This window comes from Ruegeria sp. BHSC037 (assembly GCF_059613045.1).
Genome location: NZ_JBXWRT010000001.1, coordinates 261,617 through 283,074 on the forward strand (window position 1 = coordinate 261,617; position 21,458 = coordinate 283,074).

Sequence of the window (21,458 nt, forward strand, 5' to 3'; positions counted from 1 at the left end):
GAGGTCGCGCCCCGCGCGCGGCATCCTAATACGGGGTAGAACAGGCGAGGGACGGACCTTGATCAAGACAATCCACGCCATCGAAGGGCTGAGCCAATGGGTCGGCAAGGCCTTCGGATGGTGCATTCTGATATTGACGCTTTCTGTATCGTACGAAGTCTTCGTGCGCTATGTGCTCAACAGCCCGACCGTATGGGCGTTCGACATGATGGTACAGATGTATGGCGCGCTGTTTCTGATGGCAGGCGCCTATGCGTTGGCCCAGGACGCGCATGTCCGGGGCGACGTCCTTTACAGACTGTTTTCCGTCCGCTGGCAGGCGCGGGTCGATTTCGTTCTGTACATCCTGTTCTTTTTCCCGGGTATGTTTGCCCTGTTCTGGTACGGCTGGGAAATCGCAGCCGACAGCTGGCGCTACAAGGAAGTGAGCTGGAACAGCCCCGCGCGGATTCAGATCTATTTCTTCAAAACCCTGATCCCGCTTGCAGGCTTTTTGCTGATGGTCCAGGGCCTGGCCGAGATGGGCCGGTGTTGGTTGGCCATGCGCGATGGCGAATGGCTGCCGCGTCTGGATGATGTCCGTGAAACCGAAGACATGCTGATGGACGAAACCATCGACCGTCTGAATGCGACCCGTACCGAGAAAGGAGGGCGCAGCGATGACTGATCCTCAAGTCGCCATCCTCATGCTCAGCCTGTTCATCGTACTGGTACTGCTGGGCTTTCCGATCGCGTTCACGCTTTTGGCGATGGGCGTGGGTTTTGGGTACTATGCATACTACCAATCCGCCCCCGAAACCATTTCGGACATCTTCAACAACAACATATTCTACTTGCTGAACCAGAACACCTATTCGGTGATGGAAAATGACACGCTGGTCGCCATCCCTTTGTTTCTGTTCATGGGATACGTGGTTGAACGGGCCAATATCGTCGACCGATTGTTCTTCTCGCTGTATATGGCGGCTCGAAACCTGCCGGGGTCGCTGGCAATCGCTGCCCTGATGACTTGCGCGGTGTTTTCGACCGCGTCGGGGATCGTTGGGGCAGTGGTCACGCTGATGGGTCTTTTGGCCTATCCGGCGATGGCCAATGCCGGATACCAGCGCAGCTTTGCGGCCGGCGTCATTTGTGCCGGCGGAACGCTCGGAATTCTGATCCCGCCATCGATCATGTTGATCGTCTATGCGGCAATCGCAGAGTTGTCGCCACTGCGCCTCTATGCCGCCGCCGTATTTCCCGGCCTGATGCTGGCAGGATTGTACATCGTTTACGTGATGGTGCGGGTATGGCTGAACCCGTCGCTGGCCCCAAAGCCGGCCGAGGGTGACATCCCGCCCAAACGTCAGATCTATATGGATCTCTTGGTTTCCTTCGTGCCGCTGACCGTGCTGATCTTGCTGGTCCTCGGCTCGATCCTGGGCGGGCTTGCAACTCCGGCCGAGGCGGCTGCGATGGGTGCGCTCGGCGGGTTGGTTCTGGCCATGATCTATCGGTCCCTGACCTGGGATAAAGTCAAGCAAAGCGTCTTTCTGACCGCCAAGGCGACGGCGATGGTCTGTTGGCTGTTCGTCGGATCGTGGACTTTCGCGTCCGTGTTTTCCTATCTGGGGGGGCATGACGTCATCGAACACTGGGTCGTTGGCATGAACCTGCAGCCTTGGCAGTTCCTGGTTCTGGCGCAGTTGATCATCTTTCTGCTCGGCTGGCCGCTGGAGTGGTCCGAGATTCTGATCATCTTCGTGCCGATTTTCCTGCCGATGCTCGAGACCTTTGGGGTGAACCCGTATTTCTTTGCGATGCTCGTTGCCCTGAACCTTCAAACCTCTTTCTTGACCCCGCCAATGGCGATGTCAGCCTATTACCTGAAGGGGGTTCTGAAGTCGCAGATCGAACTGATGGAGATCTTCCGCGGGCTGATGCCCTATCTGGCGATCGTGATCCTGTGCATGGTGCTGATGTACCAGTTTCCGGGCATTGCGTTGTGGTTCCCGGACTATCTGTTCGGTGTGTGGGTGCCATGACGAAACACGACCTGACCCTGCTTTCGGCGGTTCACGCCGCCGATGCCATCCGGGCAGGCCGGATCACGTCACAGGCGTTGGTCGAGGCCTGCCTTGAAAGGATCGAGCAGACTGAGCCGGCGATCCGCGCCTGGGCTTATCTGGATGCGGGATCGGCGCTGGATCAGGCGCGGGAATTGGACCGCATCCGCAAAGCCGGGCGACCGACTGGAAAACTGCATGGCGTTCCGGTTGGCCTGAAGGATATCGTGGACACCCGCGACATGCCGACCCAACGGGGCAGCGCGGTGTTCGCCGGTCGCCAACCTGATGCCGACGCGCGGTTGGTCGAACGTCTACGCGACTCCGGTGCGGTGATCTTGGGCAAAACAAAAACCACTGAATTTGCCTTCATGCACCCGACCGACACGACCAACCCGTTTGATCCCACCCGTTCACCGGGCGGTTCATCCAGCGGTTCGGCCGCCGCCGTGGCCGCGCGGCATGTGCCGCTGGCGATTGGAACGCAGACAGGTGGATCGGTGATTCGTCCCGCCTCGTTCTGCGGGGTCTTCGGCATCAAGCCCACCCGTGGCACGATCTCGCGCAGCGGTGTGTTCCGCACCTCGGTCTCGCTCGATCAGATCGGCGGCTTTGCCAACTCGCTCGAAGATGCGGCGCTGTTGATCGACGCGGTGTCCGGCTATGACCAGACCGACCCCGCCAGCTTTGTCCGACCGCGCGGCGAGATGCTGGCCGGCGCGAGGGCCGAAGCCCCGGTCGAGCCTGATTTTGTGTGGCTGGACTTTCCCTTCAACGACCGTCTTGACGAAGATGCGGCCGAAGGCCTGAACGCCGTCGTCGACGCCCTCGACGGGCGCGTCGAACGCATTCCGGCCTCGGCACAGCTGGCTGATCTGGCAAACGTGCACAAAGTGATCTACGACCATGAGATCAGCCAGAACATGGCCGAGATTGCCGCAAGCGATCCCGACAGGATCAGCGCCGAGATGCACGAGGCCATCATCCGGGGCCAGAAGATCAGTGCGGCGCAATACGAAGATGCCTTGGGCATCATGGCCTCGGCTCAGGAGTTTTTCGCAAACTTCTTCAACGATTACGATGCGGTCATCGCACCGGCGGCAACGGGGCAGGCGCCCCTGCTCAGCGCCGGCCATACCGGCGATTCCGTGTTTTGCCTGACGTGGACGCTGGCCGGCCTGCCCTGTCTGAGCCTTCCCTTGCTGGTTGGTGAAAATGACCTCCCGGTCGGGGTCCAGTTGGTTGGGGCCGCCGAAGAGGATGACAGGCTTCTGCGCACAGCCGCTTGGTTGCAGCGCCAACTCGCCGCCGGGCCAGAAACAGGAGTATGAAATCATGTCGCGCTTGACGAACATAATCATGGCCGTGATCGGAACCGGGTTGATGATGGCCTTTGTTCTGGGCCTTGCCCACAGCATCTCGACCGGGTTTGCCGGGTTTTGGGGCGGGTTTCCGTTTCTGGTGATCGCGATCTTCGTGATCGCGCTGGCGCTGTACAACTTCTGGGAAGATGCCATCAAGAAGGACTGACGCCATGAGCGACAAACCCGTCCTGTGGCTTCCGCGTCGTGTGTCTGATGCAACGATCGCTCGGGCGCGACGCGACTATGAGGTGGTGCTGAACGAAGCGGACACACCCGGCACAGCCGACGATATCATCAGGATGAGTGCGCAGGTCGATGCGATGATGCCCTGCCATTCCGAGCATTTCACTGCCGAGGTCGTAGCCCAGTTGGATCCGCGGCTGAAGATCATCGCCAACCACTCGGTGGGTGTCGATCATTGCGATCTGGCGGCGCTTGCCGCCCGTGGAGTCGTGGTGACCAATACCCCGGACGTTCTCTCGGACGCCACGGCCGAGCTGGCGATGCTGTTGATGCTTGGGGCTGCCCGCCGTGCGGTCGAGGGGGACCGGTTGGTGCGCAGCGGCGGATGGAACAACTGGAGCCCGTCTTTCATGGTGGGCAAACAGGTGACCGGGGCCCGCCTGGGGATCATCGGTATGGGGCGCGTTGGGCGGGCTTTTGCAGCCAAGGCCCGCGGATTCGACATGCAAATCCACTATTTCAACCGCACGCGCTTGTCACCGGACCTGGAGCAGGGCGCAATCTATCATGCCAGTCTCGACAGCTTGCTACCTGTTGCGGATTTCCTGTCCTTGCATTGCCCCGCGACGCCGGACACCACGAACCTGATGAACGCCGAGCGGATTGCCGCTTTGCCGGATGGCGCCGTGCTTGTGAATTCGGCGCGCGGCGCGCTGGTGGATGAGGATGCCCTGCTGAACGCGATCAAAAGCGGCAAGCTGGCGGCGGCCGGACTTGATTGCTTTAAAACCGAACCGGGCGGAAACCCGGGTTTTGCGCCGTACGAAAACATCTTCATGCTCCCGCATATCGGCAGCGCCACGACCACGACGCGCGATGCGATGGGGTTTCGTGCTCTCGACAATCTGGACGCTTTCTTTGCCGGCAAAACCCCTCGGGATCTGGTGTAAGGCGACCTGAAGGCTGCGGATGTCTCGATCATTGCCGCAGTTCAAAGCCGGGAAGTGTTCGCGTTCGGATCGGTCTAATGCTTCTAGGCGACCGGCCCGGTGGTTTCGCGGGCGATGAAGCGGGCCGAGACCTCGGAAACGGTGGCAGGCATGTCCGGATCATTGATCCGGTCCAGCAAGGTTCGTGCCAGTCTGCGGCCCAGCTTTTTGGGCGAAACCGCCATGGTGCTGAGGGCCGGGATCGCGACCGAGGCGTCCTCGGTATCGTCAAATCCGATGATCGACACGTCGCGCCCGGGCTCCAGGCCGGCGCGCATCAACCCGTAACAGGCACCTAGGGCGACCATGTCGCCGTTGCAGACGATGGCGGTCACCTCGGGATGGGCGTCGCGCAGCTTCAGCATCTGCTCCATCCCCGCGCGCTTGGTATCGGGCGAGGGCCAGATGACAGGCGCGGCCAGCGATCTGGCCTGAACGGCGCGTTGATACCCGGCGATCCGGTCCTTGCGGACCGGGTTCATGCCGGTGCCGCCGAAAAACGCGATGTGCCTGTGGCCCAGGTCGGCCAGATGATGCGTGGCCGTTTCGGTCGCCTCAGCATTGCGGATGCCGACATGGTCGAAATCGGGGCTGATGTGACGCAGAAAGGTCACCGTGGGTACCCGATGGGTGCGCAGCAGGTCCAGCGTCTGCGCGCTGGTTTCCAGCGCAGGTACCCACAGCAGGGCGCCGCGCCCGTTGCGGATGAAATCCCGCAGTTGCCTGCCCTGACGGTCCGCGTCGTCGCGTGTATCCAGGATAGAAACCAGATACCCCTCGGCCTCCAGCAACTCGACCGCACCACTGACCACTTCGGCGTTGAACGGGTTTGCGAACTGGTTCAGAACGAACCCGATTTCCCGGTTCTCGCCCGACCGCATCGACGCCGCGCGCGAGTCCGTGACATAGTGCAAGGCCTCGGCCGCCTGCAGCACTTTCTTGCGGGTCTGCTCGGAAATCCGTCCGGTGCCGCGCATCACCTGGCTGACTGTCGGAATCGAAACTCCGGCAGCTTTGGCGACACTGGCGAGGGTAGGTTTGGCGGGCATTTCTCGGACTTCTGGTATATCGTTGCATCATCAAAATGCCCAACCCGCATGGGTATTGCAACGTGCAATTCCTGCGAACTTCAAAACATCGGGCCAACCGATTGGCAAAAATTCGTTGACGTAAGATATATCGTTATACCATGCTGACCGCATCGCTTGGGGTGAGTCGCTGCTCGACACGCACAGCAAACCGACCCCACCAGGCAGAACGGGCGAAAGGCCCAATCGAAACTCTGGGAGGAGTCCATGTCAATTCAATCCAAGCTGGTCGGTGCCGCATCCGGCCTTGTTCTGGCCCTGGCCACAAACGTGGCGCAGGCCGAGGTTCTGTTCTGGTCGACGCAGGCCAAGCCGGTCGAAGAGGCGCAGGCCATGCGCGAACAGGTTCTTTCAGGCTTCGAGGGTGGCGTGGACTACCAGCCCAATGACGGCGGCCCCTGGCTGACGCGTCTGCAGGCCGAATTGCAGGCCGGCTCGGGTACCATCGGCGTGCTGGGCGCGCTGCATGGTGATTTCTCGGCGATGAACCCCGATGATCTGGTCGACCTGGATGATCTGGGTATCGCTTCGGCCTCGGACACGTTCAACGAACTGGCCAAGCTGGGTACTAACAGCCTGCAATACATCCCCTGGATGCAGGCCAGCTATATCATGGCGGCCAACAAGGAGGCGCTGCAGTACCTGCCCGAAGGTGCCGACATCAATGCGCTGACCTATGACCAGTTGATCGAATGGGCCGCCAACGCGCATGAGGCTGCGGGCGAGCCGAAATTCGGCTTTCCGGCCGGACCCAAGGGCCTGAAGCACCGCTTCTTCCAGGGTTATCTGTACCCGTCCTATACGAACGGCGTGGTGCGGACCTTTGCCAGCGATGAAGCCGTAACCGCGTGGGAAAAATTCCGCGAGCTGTGGGCACATACCAACCCGGCCTCGACCAATTTCTCGTTCATGCAGGAACAGCTGCTTTCGGGCGATGCCTGGATCGTGTTCGACCACACCTCGCGTCTGGCGCAGGCGTTCAACGAGCGGCCTGATGACTTCGTGGCCTTCCCGGCCCCGGCGGGCCCGACCGGGCGCGGCTTCATGCCGGTTCTGGCTGGGGTTGCGATCCCCAAAACCGCACCGGACATGAAAGCGTCCAAAGCTCTCGTCGCCTACATGATGAAGCCGGAAACCCAGATCGCAACACTGCGTGCCACCAACTTCTTCCCGGTCGTCGCGGTTGACCTGCCCGCGGACCTGCCGCCGGCCGTCAAGGCCGCAGGCGACGCGGTCGCCAAGATGAGCGGCTCGGCCGATGCCAACCCCGGTCTGCTGCCCGCGGGACTGGGCGACAAGGGCGGTGACTTCAACCGTGTCTATACCGATGCGTTCGAGCGGATCGTGCTGGCCGGTCAGGACATCCGCACCGTGCTGGACGATCAGAAAGGCGCGCTGGAGGCGATCATGCAGGAAACCGGCGCGCCCTGCTGGGCTCCGGATGCGCCTTCGGACGGTCCATGCCCCGTCGAATAAGGGTCTGACCTGATCCCGACACCGGGCTTGACGCGGGCCCGGTGTCCCCCGAACTCTCTGCCCGAAACCACCGGAACTTCCGCAAGGAAAGGAGCGATCAGATGAACGCTCGTGTGTTGCCCTATGTGCTGATCCTGCCCGTGACGGCGTTTCTGTGTCTGTTCTTCCTGTATCCTTTCGTTTTGGTCGCCAAACAGGCCTTCAGCACCGGGGACGGATTCACGCTGGACAATTTCCGGCAGGTGGTCGGGTACTGGAAATTCCCGATCTCGTTGCAGAACACGCTGCTGCTGGCGGCGGCGGTGGTTCCAGTGCAACTGGCGCTGGCGTTGCTGATGGCCACCATGGTCAACAAGATGCAGCGCGGGCGCGATCTGGTTCTGTATGTGTGGACCATCCCGCTGGGTATCTCGGATCTGGCAGCGGGCATCATCTGGCTGGCAATCTTCGAACAGTCGGGTTTTTTGAACTCCATGCTTGCTGGGCTGGGCGTGGTGGACCGGCCGGTGAATTTCCTCAGCTATCAGCACCCCGGCGTGGTGTTCCTGGCCATCGCCCTGGCCGAGATCTGGCGCGCCACCGCGATCATGCTGGTGATCCTGGTGGCCGGGATCGGCCTGATCCCCAAGGAATATTACGAGGCGGCCGAGGTCTTTGGCGCCTCACCCTGGAAACGCTTCACCCGCATCACCCTGCCGCTGCTGCGCCCGTCGTTGCAGACGGCACTGGTGCTGCGCGTGATCCTGGCCTTCGAGGTGTTCGCCGTGGTTTTGGCCTTGGGCGGCACCCTGTTCCCCGTCCTCATGAGCGAAACCTACGCCTATCAGTTCGACCTGCTTGACAGCGGCGCAGCGGCGGCGATGGCGCTGATCATCCTCGCCATCTCGATCGGGTTCACCCTGATCATCCTGCGCGCCCTGCGTGTCCCGAAAGGAGCCACGATATGACGACCGTCACGACCGATGTCTCCGCGCCCGATACGCGCCGGGCCGGACGCTATGTCTACATCGCCGCGGTGGTGCTGCTGTGCGCCTGGGTGCTGGTGCCGCTATATTTCCTGCTGATCAACACGCTGTCCTCGCCGGAAACGGTGAACAGTTTCCCCAAGCCCTTCATCCCCGAATTCGACTTGGGCAGCCTGGGGTTCTTTGCGGGCTTCGCGGGCATCCTGACCGCACTCAAGAACTCGATCCTGGTGGCCGGGCTGACGATGATCATGTCGATCCTGATCGGCGCGCCGGCGGGCTATGCCCTGTCACGGTTCGACTTTCGCGGGAAAGAGGCGTTCCGCCTGCTGATCCTGCTGACCCGTGCCTTTCCGCTGCCGCTGCTGGCGCTGCCCTTGGCGGTGATGTTCATCCAGACGGGGCTGGATGACACGGTATTCGGCCTGTCCCTTGTGCACACCACGCTGGCGCTCCCATTTGCGGTGCTGATCACCTTTTCGCTGTTTTCCGGCATCCCGCTGGAACTGGAAGAGGCCGCCTGGACGCTGGGCTGCACCCGGCTGACCGCCTTCACCAAGGTGGTGCTGCCGTTGATCCTGCCGGGGATCACGGCCTCGGCCATCTTCGCCTTCGTGATCTCGTGGAACGAGGTGTTCGCCGCCGCCGTCCTGACGATCGAGAACCGGACCCTGACGGCCTTTTTGCTGCAGAACCTCGACACCTCGCCGCTGCATCTGAAATTCGCGGGCGGTTTCATCCTGGTCGTGCCGGCGCTGATCTTCATCTTCGCCGTGCGCAAATACCTGTTCGCCATGTGGGGCATCGCCAACCGCTGACAGCCCCAAGGAGTTGGAATAATGGCAGAAATTCAAATCAAGAATGTCGCGAAACGCTTTGGCAGCTATCAGGCGCTGCACGACATCAACCTGACCATCCGGGACCAGGAATTCATGGTTCTGCTGGGGGCCTCGGGCTGCGGCAAGACCACGCTGCTGCGGATCATCGCCGGGCTGGAGACCGCGACCGAGGGCGAGGTCTGGATCGGCGGGCGCCGGGTGGATCACCTGCCGCCCAAGGATCGGGGCATCGCCATGGTGTTCCAGAACTATGCCGTATTCCCGCACCTGACCGTGTTCGAAAACATCGGGTTCGGCTTGCGGATGCAGAAACTGCCCAATGACGAGGTCAAGCGCCGGGTCGAGCGCACCGCGGGCCTGATGCATATCGACCAGCTGCTGGGGCGCTATTCGGGCGAGCTGTCCGGCGGTCAGCGCCAGCGCGTCGCCGTGGCCCGCGCCCTGGCGATGGAGCCCGACGTGATCCTGATGGACGAGCCCCTGTCGAACCTGGACGCGCTGCTGCGGATGGAGATGCGGGCCGAGCTCAAAGGCGTTCTGGCCGAAAGCAACACCACCGCCATCTATGTCACCCACGACCAGGTCGAAGCCATGAGCATGGCCGACCGGATCAGCGTGATGCATCAGGGCAAGATCGTTCAGGCGGCCTCGCCGATCGAAGTCTACCGCAACCCGGCGGCCGAGTTCGTGGCCGGGTTCATCGGCAATCCGCCGATGAACTTCTTGCCCGCCACTCCGACCGGAGACGGTAAATGGACAGTCGCGGGCCAGATCCTCGACGGGCCGTCCCGGACCACGCCGCTGCATTTCGCCATCCGCCCCGAGGATCTGCGCCCGGCCGACACGGGCCTGGCCGCCACGGTCAAGGTGGTCGAACCGTTGGGCGCGCACCTTCTGGTCACCTGCAGCGTGGATGGCGCCTTGTTCCGCGCGGTTCTGGACAGCGATCTGACCGTCCGCCGCGGCGACACCCTGACCCTGGCCCCGCAGCCAGACCGGGTGCGCTGGTTCGACCCCGAAACAACCCTGGCCGTAGCCTGAGGAGCGCGAAATGAAACAGGATCTGATCGAACAGGCCCGCGCCGTTCTGGCCCGTAATGACCGGGGCGACTACACGGTGCCCACCCACGGCCTCTATCCGTTCCAGTGGAACTGGGACAGCGCGCTCAGCGCCCTTGGGTTCTCGCATTTCGACGAAGCCCGCGCCTGGCGCGAGATCGAGACCTTGTTCCGGCATCAGTGGGATGACGGCATGGTGCCGCACATCATCTTTCACGAGATGAATGACGGCTATTTCCCGGGGCCGGACGTCTGGGCCACGGGCCACGCGGTTCCCACCTCGGGCATCACGCAACCGGCGGTGGCTGGGTTCGCCGTGCGGCGGATCCATGCGCGGGCGAAGAACCGGGCGCTGGCCGATGCGCAGGCCCGCGCCCTGCTGCCCAAGATTCATGCCTGGCACCAATGGTTCTACACGAACCGCGACCCGCAGGGCACCGGACTGGTCGCCATCATCCACCCGTGGGAATCGGGGCGCGACAATTCGGTCGATTGGGACGCGGCGCTGGCCCGGGTCCCGACCGAGGGCGTGGCCCCGTTCCAGCGTCGCGACGTAGCCCATGCCAACCCGGCGCACAGGCCGACTGATGAAGAATACCGCCGCTATATCTGGCTGGTACAACATTTCCGCGACCTTGGCTGGGATAATTCCAAGCTGCATGACGCCTCGCCGTTCCGGGTTGTCGATCCGGGATTCAACGCGATCCTGATCCGCTCGTGCCTGGACTTGGCGGCGCTGGCCGACGACCTGGGCGAGGCCGAGATCGCAAGCGCTTCGTGCGCCTATGCGCAAGCGGGCATCGCGGCGATGGACGCCCTGTGGAGTGAGACCCGCGGGCAATATCTGTGCTTTGACCGTGTCACCGGGGAGCTGATTGACAGCCCTTCGATCGGCGGCTTGTTGGCGGCGTTCTGCCCCGTCCCCGAGCACCGCGCGCAGGCCATCGCCCAGCGGTTGGACGCCATCGGTGCCGCAGTCCCGTTTCTGGTGCCCAGCCACGACCCGGCGGCCCCGGAGTTCGACGGTCTGAGGTACTGGCGAGGCCCGGTCTGGCTGATCGTGAACTACATGATCGCCGATGGGCTGAAACGCGCGGGCCAGAGCCGGATCGTGCAGCGGATCGTCGACGACAGCCTGCGCCTGATCGAACAAAGCGGCTTTGCCGAGTATTACGACCCGGTCACCGCCGAACCCTGCGGCGGCAGCAGCTTTACCTGGACGGCCGCGATGGTGATCGAGATCCTGAACGCGGAAACCACCCCGGCATGAGGGGCGCGCCACCGGTCCCCACCCAACGGGCATGGGCCTGACCGATGGTGGGCCCGTCCATTGTTTCCGCCCCCGGGCAGGAGGACTGGGTAGAGCAAGCCCTTCTTGCGGAATTGCGGACAACCGCGCCGCAAGGGGTCAATGACAGCGTCACGCTGATTGCGCAGGACGGCTCCAAACGGGTGGGCGGCCTGCATGGCGCAGCCTCCTATGGGTGGCTGCTGATCAAGACCTTATGGATCGATCCGTCCCACCGACGCCGCGGTTTGGGCCGGCAGTTGATAGACCAAGCCTTTGCCGAGGCGCGCCAGATCGGGTGTCATTCTGCATGGCTGGACACATCCAACCCGGCCGCCGCGCGGTTCTATGAGGCTTCGGGATTCGAGCCCTTTGGTCGCCTGACCAACACGCCCACGCAAAGCCCGCCCGGACATTGCCGTTGGTTCTTGTGGCGCGCCTTGCCGTAGCCGTGGCCACGCCGCCCTCACAACCGTTTTGCCGGATCGAACACCTGTTGCCACCGCTGTGCATAGCGGGATTTATCAGCCTTAGGCGCAAGGGCGGGAACCACCGGAGGCGTACCCGCCAGAACTGCCTCGATCGATTTGCGCCACGCCTTGGGATCGGATCCGCACGGAATCACACCGCTTGCCCCGATCCGGTCTCGCAGACCGTCGACCATGCTGACGATGACCGGACGCTGCGCCGCGCGCGCCTCATCCGCCACCAGCCCATAGGCCTCCCACCGCGAGGGCATCGCCACCACGTCCACGGTCCGATAGGCTTCGGCTGGGTCGTCGGCGTGGCCACGAAACTCAATCCGCTGGTCGCCTGCGGCCAAGGCCACAAGGCGGTCGCGCTGGCTGCCCTCACCAAAGATCACAAGCCGCGCATCGGGGTTGGGGCACATACGAAACCCTTCGATCAGAAGATCGAAGCCTTTCTGCGGCTCGAGCCGTCCGATCGCACCGATGACCCGGGCCGCCTCGACCGGCCCGGCTGCGCGGGCAACCGCGCTTAGGTCAACCTGGGGCGAAATCACACTCAGCTTGGATGCGGGGGTCAACCGCCGTTCAGCCATCCAACCGGCCTGCGCCTTGCTGACGGCGATGACCTGATCGAACAACGAATAGGTCACGCGCAGCATCGCAAAGAACCGCCGCTTGTGCGGCACGTTCAAGGCGGTGAAAGACCGAGTATAGCTGTGCTCGACATGCACCAGCCGCGTGGTGGGATGCATCGCCCGCAAGGCCGAGAAGGCCGGCAGGCAGCGCCAGCCGGGGGCGATGTGGCACACGATGACATTGGCGTCGAAACTGCCCCAGCTGAAGGCGGTCCGCTTGACCGGGCGAACCTCTTGGTGGACTTCGCCGGCCAGTTCGGGCAGCTGCGCAAGATGGTCGAGCATACGCATGACTCCGCCGGCCGTGGTGTCATCAACAAGGTGAAGAACGGTGATCTTGGACATTTGGAAACCTCGGTTCAGATGGAAGTCTGGCGGCGCATGAGGCGACCGGCTTGAACAACAGGCGCTGGCCCGACCGCGCGCAGGGCTGCGGCTGCGATGATGGTGGTCAACGTTTTGGCGGGTTCTTCGATCAGGGGCCGGGCGCTGGTTGAAACCGACCGCTGCGCAAGCTCCCAAGCCTTGTGCGGATCCAGATTGCTGACTGCGCGGCGCGCAAGATAGCGCAGCTGATAGGCGCGCGCCGCCGCCTCGTGCCGGGCAAAGAATTCGGGGTTCAGCGGACGCAGCTTGTCGACCATCCGCTCCCACGCCTGCAACTGCCGGTCCAAGGCCGCCGACAGGCCGGTCGCGTGGATCCGGTAGCGGGTCAGCAACCCAGGTACGCCTGCGATTTGCCAATCCGTCGTCAGCATCAGCCGCAGCCAGCATTCGATGTCCTCGGACTGGCGGAAGGTTTCGTCAAAGACCCAGTCGCGCTTGGACTCGAACGCCGGACGGTAGGCCAGATCCAGCAAGGCCGATTTGCGCATCACCGCTGCCGATCCATTGCCGATCGGGTTGCGTTTCAGGACATGTGCCGCCGTTACGTCCCGCAGGCGCGGCGATTGGCGGACGCGCATCAGCCGACCACCCTCGTCAATCATGGCACTGCCGGAATAGCTGATCGCAAGGTCGGGTTCGGCCTGCAGGTGGCGCACATGGGTGGCCAGCTTTTCGGGCAGCCACAAGTCGTCGGCGTCGCAGAAGCCAACGAACTCTCCCCGCGCGGCCGCAATGCCGGTATTGCGCGCCCCGGCCAAGCCACGGTTTTCCTGCCGGATCACCCGCACTTTTGGGTCGGTCGCATGGGCGCGGGCAATGGCCCGGGTTTCGTCTTGCGAACCGTCATCCACGATGATGATCTCGAAATCGTCATGGGTCTGCGACAGAAGCGAGGCCAGAGTCTCGGCGAGGGTCGCGGCGGTGTTGTAGGCGGGAACGATAATGGATGCCTGGGGCATTTTGGGTCTCCTGGTTGGGATCAGCGGGCAAACAGCGCCTGACGGATCGGGCGGGGCAGGGCGGGGGCCAGTGCCGCGCCAAGTGCAGTGGGCACACCGCGCCGAATGGGGTTGAGAAAGCTGCGCGCACTCAGCGCCAGACCGGCGCGGGCATAGGCGCGGGCCATCGACGGTTCTGCCCCCAGACGCAGCGCGCGGCGGGCCAGATACCGCATGTAAATCGCCTCAGATGCAGGCGATGGTGAAACGCCATAGCGGGCCGCTGTTGCAACCGCCCTTGCGCGCCCGGCCCGCATCGCCTCGAGGTCCGAAGACAGACCGCTGCCGCTGGTCCGGTACCAGACCTGCAGGCGATCGACGCCGATGATCACGTGGCCTTCGCCTGCCAAGCGGATCAGCAGCTCGAGATCCTCGTTGTGGACCGCAGCCGGGTTCAGTCCGCCGACAGCAGCGAACACCTGGCGGCGCACTGCAAGGTTCGACATCGTGCACACCGCATTTTCCGCCAGCAGGTCTGGAATGGTCAGGGGATCGGTGGGAACCGTTGAGCGCGTCGGACAATCGCCGGGGGTTTCGGAAAAGAACCCAATCTGGCCAAACGCCACATCAATGCTGGTATCTGCAAACAACCGGTCCAGTTGGGCCAGCTTGTCGGTGACCCACAGGTCATCCGCGTCGCAGAACGCGAGGATGTCGCCGGTGGCCACAGTTGCACCATGGTTGCGCGCAGAGCTGGGGCCGCGATTGGGGTTGGCCTCAACCCGCACCCGGGCGTCGCGCGTGCAAAATTGCCGGACAACTTCGGTCGTCTGGCGCGAGGGCTTGTCGCCCACGCAGATGAGTTCGAAATCCGCAAAGCTCTGCACCAGCAGGCTATTCAGGGTGGCGGCAATGGTTGCCGCGTCATTGTGGAAGGGAACGATGATGGAAAACCGGGTCATTGGGCGCGCGCCTCCTGAGTGATTGTAGAACCCCGCGGCAGCAGCGCCCAGGAAGCGGCCAGCATGATGGCGCTGCAGGTGCAGACGTACCCGACGGCGACGGGCATCAGGCCGAGCGGCGCCATCAGGGTAGTGTTGGCGATCAGGCCCACGGCCAGAACCGTGCTGACCCGTAATTCGGTGACGGGGCGGTTTTCCGACCGCAGCCACCCGGCGACCGCCGACCAGATCACCGTCGGCAGGGCCGCAAGGCACAGAACCGATACCACCGGGGCGATTTCGGCCCAGCCCTGTCCCAGCAGCAGCGGCACATAGACCGGGGCCAGTGCCGCCTGCAGCAAAACCAGCGGCGTCAGGATCAGCAGCGACAGGCCCAGCCCGTGGCGCAGCGCCCCGTGCTTGTCCTCGGCCGCGCACAGATGCGGGAACAGAACGACCGAGAAGGCTTGCGTGAACGAAGTGGCCAGCCCAAGGCCCGCATTGAAGGCCATGAAATAAATGCCAAGCGCCTCGGCGCCCATCATTGCGCCCACCACCAGCTTGTCTGCCTGCAGGCGCAGAACCTTGACCAGTTCGACGCCCAGAACGGCCCAGCCGTAGACCGCGAAAGGTTTCAAGGCTGCAAACCCGGCCCGACGATCAGGCGACCACCGACGCAGGCGGCGCATCAGCACCAGCCAGACAGGTGCAGTCAGCAGGCGCGGCAGAACCAATGCCAGGGGCGAGGCCCAGACTACCGCAAGCAGCGCCGTCAGGGCATTGGCCCCCACGACTTGCCCGCCGGCGATCGCGGCGGTCTGCTGCAGCTTGCCCTCGCGCATTGCCAGTGCGGCCTGAACCAGGCCCGCCGGCATGAACAGGTATTCCCCGGCCAGCACCGCCAACAGCATCGCCAGCATCGTGTGGCCCATGGCGAACAGCGCCGCCGCGACAGCCAGTTGCAGCAGGCACAGCCCCGCGCACCAGACCCAGAAGATGCGGTGCGCCGTGTTGCACCGCTGCGCCAGCTCCTCGGGCGGGGCCTGAATGATACGCTGGTTCACCCCGTTCTCGGTCAGCGCCTTGAGGATGTCGCCCGCCGCCAGAGCCGCTGCGGCCAGACCGATCGCTTCGGGGCTCAGGGTACGGGCAACGGCCACCACGACGACCAGCCGCGACGCCTTGGCCGCCACTTCGGAGGCGGTATAAGCCAACAGGTGCCGCAGAAAACCGGAATGTGCAAAGCTGTGCGTCATGACGCCGTGATCCCGAAAAACGGTTGTTGGTTCCGTTTTACGGGTGGCCAAGGTCTGTGTCCCGGACGCGGTCGGACGGGGCAGAGGACCGTTCGGAGAGGGACCTATCCGAATGGGACAAGCCGTCATCCCGATGCCGGACTGACGCAGGCCGCGCGGCGGGGTTTATCTTCTGTGACAGATCAGGAGATGAAAATGACCATGAGTTTCAAGACTTTCCTTATTACGGCGGTCAGCGCCTCGACCCTGCTGGGGTGCAGCAGCATGCAGACCCCCCGCAACATCGAAGCCGTATCACGCGGCGAAAGCTATCAGGCGCAATACCGCGAACCCGGACGTCGGCGGGGCGACACGCCATTGCTGCAAGCCGCCGCGATGAACGGCCAGACCTGCATGCCGCAGGCCGGCGACCAGGGCGCACGTGCCTATGCGAAATGGTCTCAACCAGCGCTCAGCCCCTTGTTGGGCGAGAAACTCTCGCGCAACGACATGGTTCAGATCACCATCGAAGGGGATGATCTGCTGAGCGACGCTTATGTCGTTTCGCGTGACGGAGACCTCAAGCTGCCCTACCTGCCACCCGTGCGCGCCCAGGGCCGCACCACCGAGCAGGTCGAACAAGAGGTGGCCCGCGTTCTGGTTGCGGCCCAGTTCTATGACGCCGAACCCCGCGTAACCGTGAGGGTCAGCGATTTTGCCTCGGTGACCGTGGGTGTGCGCGGCGCGGTGTTCGAGCCGCACTCGGTCGAGATCGGCGGTGTTCCGGGCGATTCCCTCGACCGTCGGCGCCAGGGCGCGCTGGGGGCCTCGACCGAAGGGCGCAACCTGTCGGTGGCGCTGCGGGCCGCGGGCGGGGTGCGGCCGGATGCCGATCTTTCGGCGGTCGAGCTGCACCGTCAGGGGCGCATCTATCGCATGGATCTGCGCGGCGTGTTCGAAGGATCGGACCCGACCGACATCATGCTGCTGACCGGCGACCAGATCGTGGTCAACAGCCGAGGGTGCTTCCAGGACGCGCTGATGCGCCCCAGCCCGATCAGCCCGCCCGGCGTGACGCTTTACATGTCGAACCTGACCCAACCGGCCGCGGGCAACGCCCAGTCCGCCATCGGGCGCGACGTGCGCGAGGTGCCGTATGGCACCCGGTTCCTGCAAGCCGTGGTCGACAGCAACTGCGTCGGCGGGTCGAAGACGACAAACGCTAACCGCAGCGCAGTGCTGTTCACGCGCAACCCCGTGACCGGATCCTCGGTCGTGATCGAGCGCAATATCGAAAAGCTGCTGCGTCGCGGAGACCGCGACGACTACGATCCCTATGTTCTGCCGGGTGATGCCGTTGCCTGTTACGACAGCAAGGTCACCGGAGTTACCGAAATCGCCCGGTCGCTGGGCATCGTCGGGGCCGCGGTTCTGCTCAGCCCTTGACCGCACCGGGGGCGGGCAGCGCAGCTTTTGCCCGCTCCCATACCGTGGGCAGACCGCACAACAGGTCAGCGACTTGCTGACGGTCTGCGGATTTTGCGGCCATCTCGATTGCAGTCAGCGCATTACGGAACCCAATCGCACCAAAGGTCGCCGCGCTTCCCGCCAGCCTGTGACATTCCTGCGCGACCTGGTCCAGATCGGCTTCACCGGCCTCCAACTGGGCAAGTTGCGCGACGATGGCATCCCCTTCGGACAGGTATTTGGCAAGCAGCTTATCAAACACGTCGGCGCCGAGGCTGGCGCGCAGATCGCCGATGTAATCCGCTTCGTCCTCGGGCTGGATCAAAGCGTCGGGTTCGGTGACCGCCCTCAGGGCCTTGCGCAAGGCATCCAGGGCAATCGGCTTGCCGACAAAGGCCGTCATCCCGGCAGAGCTAAACTCGTCGACCGCATCAGGCAGCACGTTGGCCGAAACGGCAATGATCGGTATGTCCGCCGAAGGCCCTCCCCCGCTGCGGATGTGGCGCGTCGCAGTCGGGCCGTCCATGACCGGCATACTGATATCCATCAGGATCACGTCGAATCGATGCGCTGCCGCCGCGTCCACGCCCAGTTGACCGTTCTGGGCAACCGTCACCCGGTGGCCGTCCAGTTTCAGCATGTTGCAGATCACCTCGCGGTTGATATCGTTGTCCTCGACCACCAGCACGTCCAACGGCTGGGCGTGCTGAACCTCTGGCTGGTCGCTGTCAACGTTGGCGTCCAATTCCGCGTCCTGCAGCGGCAGGCGAACCCAGAACACGCTGCCCTCGCCGGGCGTGCTTTCGACGCCGATCTCTCCGCCCATGGCCTGAGCAAACCGACGTGCGATGCCCAGTCCCAGACCGCTGCCCCCGGTGGCTCGACCGATGGTTGGATCACTGGTGTGGAAATCATCAAAGATCACGTCGACCTCATCCGAGCCAATACCGTTGCCCGTGTCGATGATGCGGAATTCAAAGATGTTGGCACCGGCAGAGGCGCCAGGCTCGGTTACTTCGACCTCGATCGAGATCCGGCCGTTTTCGGTGAACTTGATGGCATTGCCCACAAGATTCAGAAGAATCTGCCGCAACCTTTGGGCATCGGCGGCGACGCAGGGGCGCGCCTCGCCCACCCATTGCCAAGAGATAGAGTTCCCCCGCGATGCGGCGTTGCCGCTTTGACCGTCCACAATCTCTTGCAGGATGTCGTTCAGGTCGGTGGGCTGCAACGCGACCGACAGTTTCCCGGCCTCGAACCGGGCGATGTCCAGAACGGAGTCGACGTGGCTCAGGAGGATCTGGCCCGAGATTTCCATGTTCTCGACGAACCGCGCCTGTTCGCGGGTGGTGCGGGTGTTCTTCAACAGCGTGAGGTTGCCCAGCAGCCCGTTCAGCGGCGTGCGGATTTCGTGGCTCATCACGGTCAGGAAATCGGCCTTGGCCTTTTCACCGGCCAGGGCTTGGTCGCGGGCATGGATCAGTTCCTGCTGCGCCGCCACCCGCTGCGAGATGTCACGGACAAAGCCAATGATGATTTCCTGATCACCCGCCCGGGCCGATTGCAGCGCCAGTTCGACCTGGAACTGCTCGCCGTCCGCGCGCATCGCCTCCAACTGGACCCGCCCCTTACCGACGACATGCCGTTCTCCACCAGCCTGCATACGTTCCATGCCGGCATGATGAGCCGCGCGCAGATGCGGCGGCACGATCAGGTCACCAATCGCGCGACCCCGTGCCTGATCTGCCGTATAGCCGAATATTGCCTCGGCAGCTGGGTTGAACTCGATCACGTCGCCCTTGGAATTTACCACGATCACCGCGTCCAACGAGGTGGAGAGGATCGTGTTCATCCGTTCATTCGCCTGCCGCAGCGCCTTGCCGCGGCGCGTGGCGCGCTGGTTGACCACCAGAAGATAGGCGCTGACGGCACCCAAGGTCAGAAGCAAGGCTCCCGACAGAATCGCCAATCGCAGAAGATTTGCGGCGGTCTGGGTGCGCTGCTGGTCCGACTCGGTGGCAAAATACGAGATGCCCGAAACGGCCAACGTGCGGACATGCGGACCGATCTCAAGGGCGGCGCGTTTCAGATCGTCCAGTTGTTCGGCCAGCTCCGCATCCGGCCCGTCGATCAACGGGATTGCGGCGTTCAGGTGCTGGGTCACCCGCTCCAACGGCAAGCGGAACCGGTCATCCTGGCGCAACGGTTGAAACACACGGGATTGTGCCAGCGTATCGACACGGCTGTAGAACAGGTCGAACCGCCGGCGCACCAGATCCAATGTGCCATGTTCCGCGTCCTGGGCCGCCGACGCAGTTTCCAGAGCGTTCAGGTAGGACAGATAGTCAACCTCGACCTGCGACAGCGTCCATTGGACATTGTCCGAAGGCGCCGCCCGCCGGTCGTTGAAATCTGTAAACACCTGCGCCGACAGCCACGCTACCGCGACCAGACCTAACAAAACGCCAAAGCCGATGAGCCCGAAGACCCATCGGCGTCGCAAAATGTGCGTGCCGGTACCGCTCAACCCGAGCCCCATCGATAGTTCACTGCGCTTTACTCATTACTGCACTCGGTCCGGTTGCAAGCTATTTAACGACCTCGAGGCGATCGAGTTGCCAAATGCTGCGCGAATAGGTCACCTCGGTCTGGTATTTCGGGTCGCTGTCATAGGGGTAGACGATCCACAGCGGGCCCTTCTGCCGGCGCGACATCTCGGCGCCGTCCATCTCATAAGCCACGATCGGGTCGCTTTCAGTAACTGAGTCTATCGGGATTTCAACCGCATAGTCGTTGATCGCCGTGGCGCGGATCATGCGGCCATCTGCACCGACAGCCTCCAGCAGGACCGACAACGGCACGCCGACAAAGGTGTTCTCACCTTCGGTCCAGATCGTCGAGGTCGCAAAAGTCCGCGCGGGCAGGGCTTTCAACATGTCCATGTCGAACCGCGCTCCGTCCTCGGCTCCGGGCCGAGTCAGGTTGCCGGTGATCGTCAGAACCACCTCTCCGGTGGGTTCGGCCAGATCCTTAGCCTGTGCCTGGCCCAAGGTCAGAACCATTGCCAGAGCTGCAAGTAAAATCCGCATGTCATTCTCCTAGTGTCCAGCTGCACAAGATCAGAAAGCTTAGCAGGGCAACAGACGGGCATCGGGATAAGCACCTATCCGAACGGATAGGTGCCCTTCGTTATGCGGCCGGGCGCAGGTGGCCCATGCGCTGCGCCATGATCCGCTCAAACTCTTGGCGCAGCTCTGACCGCTGCAGGGCAAAGACCGCGGTGGCCTCAAGATACCCGGCGACCGAGCCGCAGTCGAAGCGTTCACCCGCGAAGGCATAGCCCGAGCAGCCAGCGGTTTTGATATCCGCAGCGATGGCGTCGGTCAGCTGAATTTCATTTCCCGCACCCGGTGCCTGGCCGGCCAGACGACCAAAGATCGACGGCTGCAGGATATACCGCCCGACGATGCCGAAATTTGACGGCGCCTGCTCGGGGTTGGGCTTTTCAACCAAGCCGCGCAGGCTCTGCACACGCCCGGCCTGCAGAGCGATATCGACCACCCCGTAGGACCCGATCCTGTCGGACGGCACGGATTGGGTCGCAACCATGTGGCCGTTTTGGTCACAATAGCTTTGGACCATCTGTGCCAAGGCTGGGCGTCGGGCGCTGATGACGTCATCGGGCAGGATCACGGCAAACGGCTCGTTGCCCACACATTCGCGCGCCAGCGACACAGCATGGCCCAATCCACGGGGCGCGTCCTGCCGGACAAAGCAGTATTTGCCATCCTCCAGATCGGCGCAGCGCAGGTTGTTCAACAACTCGGTTTTACCACCATCCTTCAACTTGCGTTCAAGCGCCGTATTCCGCCCAAAATAGGCCTCCAGCGCGGTTTTTTCGGGCGACGTAATGAAGATGAACTCTTCAATCCCGGCCGCGCGCGCCTCGTCGACGGCATATTGGATCAGCGGGCGGTCGATCAGCGGCAGCATTTCCTTGGCCACGGTCTTGGTCGCGGGCAGAAACCTTGTGCCCAGTCCGGCGACGGGAAAGACGGCTTTGCGAATCTTGGTCATATCAATTCTCCT

At 63.1% G+C, this 21,458-nt stretch carries 20 protein-coding genes; 12 read left to right on the plus strand and 8 right to left on the minus strand.

Annotation, left to right across the window (positions count from 1 at the left end):
• The first annotated feature begins 58 nt into the window (after window positions 1-58).
• Genes AC2FMN_RS01220 through AC2FMN_RS01240 form a run of 5 tightly spaced genes read left to right on the plus strand, consistent with a single transcriptional unit; the run spans window position 59 to window position 4,542 of the window.
• The gene (locus tag AC2FMN_RS01220; protein WP_496685530.1) at window positions 59-667 is read left to right on the plus strand and encodes a TRAP transporter small permease subunit; all 609 of its coding nucleotides are present in this window, start codon (window positions 59-61) and stop codon (window positions 665-667) included.
• Complete coding sequence (locus tag AC2FMN_RS01225; RefSeq protein WP_496684519.1) at window positions 660-2,024, plus strand: TRAP transporter large permease; 1,365 nt, start codon at window positions 660-662, stop codon at window positions 2,022-2,024. Before AC2FMN_RS01220 ends, AC2FMN_RS01225 begins: the two co-directional genes overlap by 8 nt.
• Window positions 2,021-3,376 (plus strand): amidase, encoded by a 1,356-nt coding sequence (locus AC2FMN_RS01230; RefSeq protein WP_496685532.1) that lies wholly within the window; start codon window positions 2,021-2,023, stop codon window positions 3,374-3,376. Before AC2FMN_RS01225 ends, AC2FMN_RS01230 begins: the two co-directional genes overlap by 4 nt.
• 4 nt (window positions 3,377-3,380) lie before the next feature.
• Window positions 3,381-3,575, plus strand: a complete 195-nt coding sequence (locus AC2FMN_RS01235) for a hypothetical protein (RefSeq protein ID WP_496685534.1) — start codon at window positions 3,381-3,383, stop codon at window positions 3,573-3,575.
• A gap of 4 nt (window positions 3,576-3,579) precedes the next feature.
• Window positions 3,580-4,542, plus strand: coding sequence for a 2-hydroxyacid dehydrogenase (locus AC2FMN_RS01240; protein WP_496685537.1), 963 nt, complete (start codon window positions 3,580-3,582; stop codon window positions 4,540-4,542).
• Window positions 4,543-4,625: 83 nt separating this feature from the next.
• Here the strand turns inward: AC2FMN_RS01240 and AC2FMN_RS01245 are convergent, their stop codons facing one another.
• Complete coding sequence (locus tag AC2FMN_RS01245; protein WP_496685538.1) at window positions 4,626-5,630, minus strand: LacI family DNA-binding transcriptional regulator; 1,005 nt, start codon at window positions 5,628-5,630, stop codon at window positions 4,626-4,628.
• A 246-nt stretch (window positions 5,631-5,876) separates the two neighbouring features.
• On the opposite strand from AC2FMN_RS01245, the gene AC2FMN_RS01250 reads away from it, so the two are divergent.
• The 6 genes from AC2FMN_RS01250 to AC2FMN_RS01275 all read left to right on the plus strand — a co-directional run bounded on the left by AC2FMN_RS01250 (window position 5,877) and on the right by AC2FMN_RS01275 (window position 11,745).
• A complete protein-coding gene (locus tag AC2FMN_RS01250) occupies window positions 5,877-7,145 on the plus strand; it encodes an ABC transporter substrate-binding protein (RefSeq protein ID WP_496685540.1) in 1,269 nt (422 codons plus the stop codon).
• 101 nt (window positions 7,146-7,246) lie between these two features.
• The gene (locus AC2FMN_RS01255; protein WP_496685542.1) at window positions 7,247-8,092 is read left to right on the plus strand and encodes a carbohydrate ABC transporter permease; all 846 of its coding nucleotides are present in this window, start codon (window positions 7,247-7,249) and stop codon (window positions 8,090-8,092) included.
• Window positions 8,089-8,928: a carbohydrate ABC transporter permease gene (locus tag AC2FMN_RS01260; RefSeq protein ID WP_496683710.1), complete on the plus strand. Its 840-nt coding sequence runs from the start codon at window positions 8,089-8,091 to the stop codon at window positions 8,926-8,928. Before AC2FMN_RS01255 ends, AC2FMN_RS01260 begins: the two co-directional genes overlap by 4 nt.
• A gap of 21 nt (window positions 8,929-8,949) precedes the next feature.
• Window positions 8,950-9,990, plus strand: a complete 1,041-nt coding sequence (locus AC2FMN_RS01265) for an ABC transporter ATP-binding protein (RefSeq protein ID WP_496685545.1) — start codon at window positions 8,950-8,952, stop codon at window positions 9,988-9,990.
• Window positions 9,991-10,000: 10 nt separating this feature from the next.
• Window positions 10,001-11,278, plus strand: coding sequence for an amylo-alpha-1,6-glucosidase (locus tag AC2FMN_RS01270; protein WP_496683705.1), 1,278 nt, complete (start codon window positions 10,001-10,003; stop codon window positions 11,276-11,278).
• Between the two features lie 113 nt (window positions 11,279-11,391).
• The gene (locus tag AC2FMN_RS01275) at window positions 11,392-11,745 is read left to right on the plus strand and encodes a GNAT family N-acetyltransferase (protein ID WP_496685547.1); all 354 of its coding nucleotides are present in this window, start codon (window positions 11,392-11,394) and stop codon (window positions 11,743-11,745) included.
• 17 nt (window positions 11,746-11,762) lie between these two features.
• Here the strand turns inward: AC2FMN_RS01275 and AC2FMN_RS01280 are convergent, their stop codons facing one another.
• Genes AC2FMN_RS01280 through AC2FMN_RS01295 form a run of 4 tightly spaced genes read right to left on the minus strand, consistent with a single transcriptional unit; the run spans window position 11,763 to window position 15,923 of the window.
• A complete protein-coding gene (locus tag AC2FMN_RS01280; protein ID WP_496685549.1) occupies window positions 11,763-12,746 on the minus strand; it encodes a glycosyltransferase family 4 protein in 984 nt (327 codons plus the stop codon).
• Between the two features lie 14 nt (window positions 12,747-12,760).
• Window positions 12,761-13,747 carry a glycosyltransferase family 2 protein gene (locus AC2FMN_RS01285; RefSeq protein WP_480727647.1) on the minus strand — a complete coding sequence of 329 codons (987 nt, stop codon included), beginning with the start codon at window positions 13,745-13,747 and terminating at the stop codon, window positions 12,761-12,763.
• Between the two features lie 20 nt (window positions 13,748-13,767).
• Window positions 13,768-14,688 (minus strand): glycosyltransferase family 2 protein, encoded by a 921-nt coding sequence (locus AC2FMN_RS01290; RefSeq protein ID WP_496685551.1) that lies wholly within the window; start codon window positions 14,686-14,688, stop codon window positions 13,768-13,770.
• The gene (locus AC2FMN_RS01295; protein ID WP_496685553.1) at window positions 14,685-15,923 is read right to left on the minus strand and encodes an oligosaccharide flippase family protein; all 1,239 of its coding nucleotides are present in this window, start codon (window positions 15,921-15,923) and stop codon (window positions 14,685-14,687) included. Before AC2FMN_RS01295 ends, AC2FMN_RS01290 begins: the two co-directional genes overlap by 4 nt.
• A 195-nt stretch (window positions 15,924-16,118) precedes the next feature.
• Here AC2FMN_RS01295 and AC2FMN_RS01300 point away from each other — a divergent pair, with 195 nt between their 5' ends.
• Window positions 16,119-17,348, plus strand: coding sequence for a polysaccharide biosynthesis/export family protein (locus AC2FMN_RS01300; protein ID WP_496685556.1), 1,230 nt, complete (start codon window positions 16,119-16,121; stop codon window positions 17,346-17,348).
• On the opposite strand, the gene AC2FMN_RS01305 is transcribed toward AC2FMN_RS01300, so the two are convergent.
• From AC2FMN_RS01305 to AC2FMN_RS01315, 3 genes are all read right to left on the minus strand, one after another.
• Window positions 17,338-19,791 (minus strand): hybrid sensor histidine kinase/response regulator, encoded by a 2,454-nt coding sequence (locus AC2FMN_RS01305; RefSeq protein ID WP_496685559.1) that lies wholly within the window; start codon window positions 19,789-19,791, stop codon window positions 17,338-17,340. The two genes, AC2FMN_RS01300 and AC2FMN_RS01305, sit on opposite strands and share 11 nt — an antisense overlap.
• Window positions 19,792-19,957: 166 nt before the next feature.
• Window positions 19,958-20,458, minus strand: coding sequence for a putative pterin-binding protein (locus AC2FMN_RS01310; RefSeq protein ID WP_496685562.1), 501 nt, complete (start codon window positions 20,456-20,458; stop codon window positions 19,958-19,960).
• 100 nt (window positions 20,459-20,558) lie between these two features.
• Window positions 20,559-21,446 carry a UTP--glucose-1-phosphate uridylyltransferase gene (locus AC2FMN_RS01315; protein WP_496683680.1) on the minus strand — a complete coding sequence of 296 codons (888 nt, stop codon included), beginning with the start codon at window positions 21,444-21,446 and terminating at the stop codon, window positions 20,559-20,561.
• Window positions 21,447-21,458: the final 12 nt, after the last annotated feature.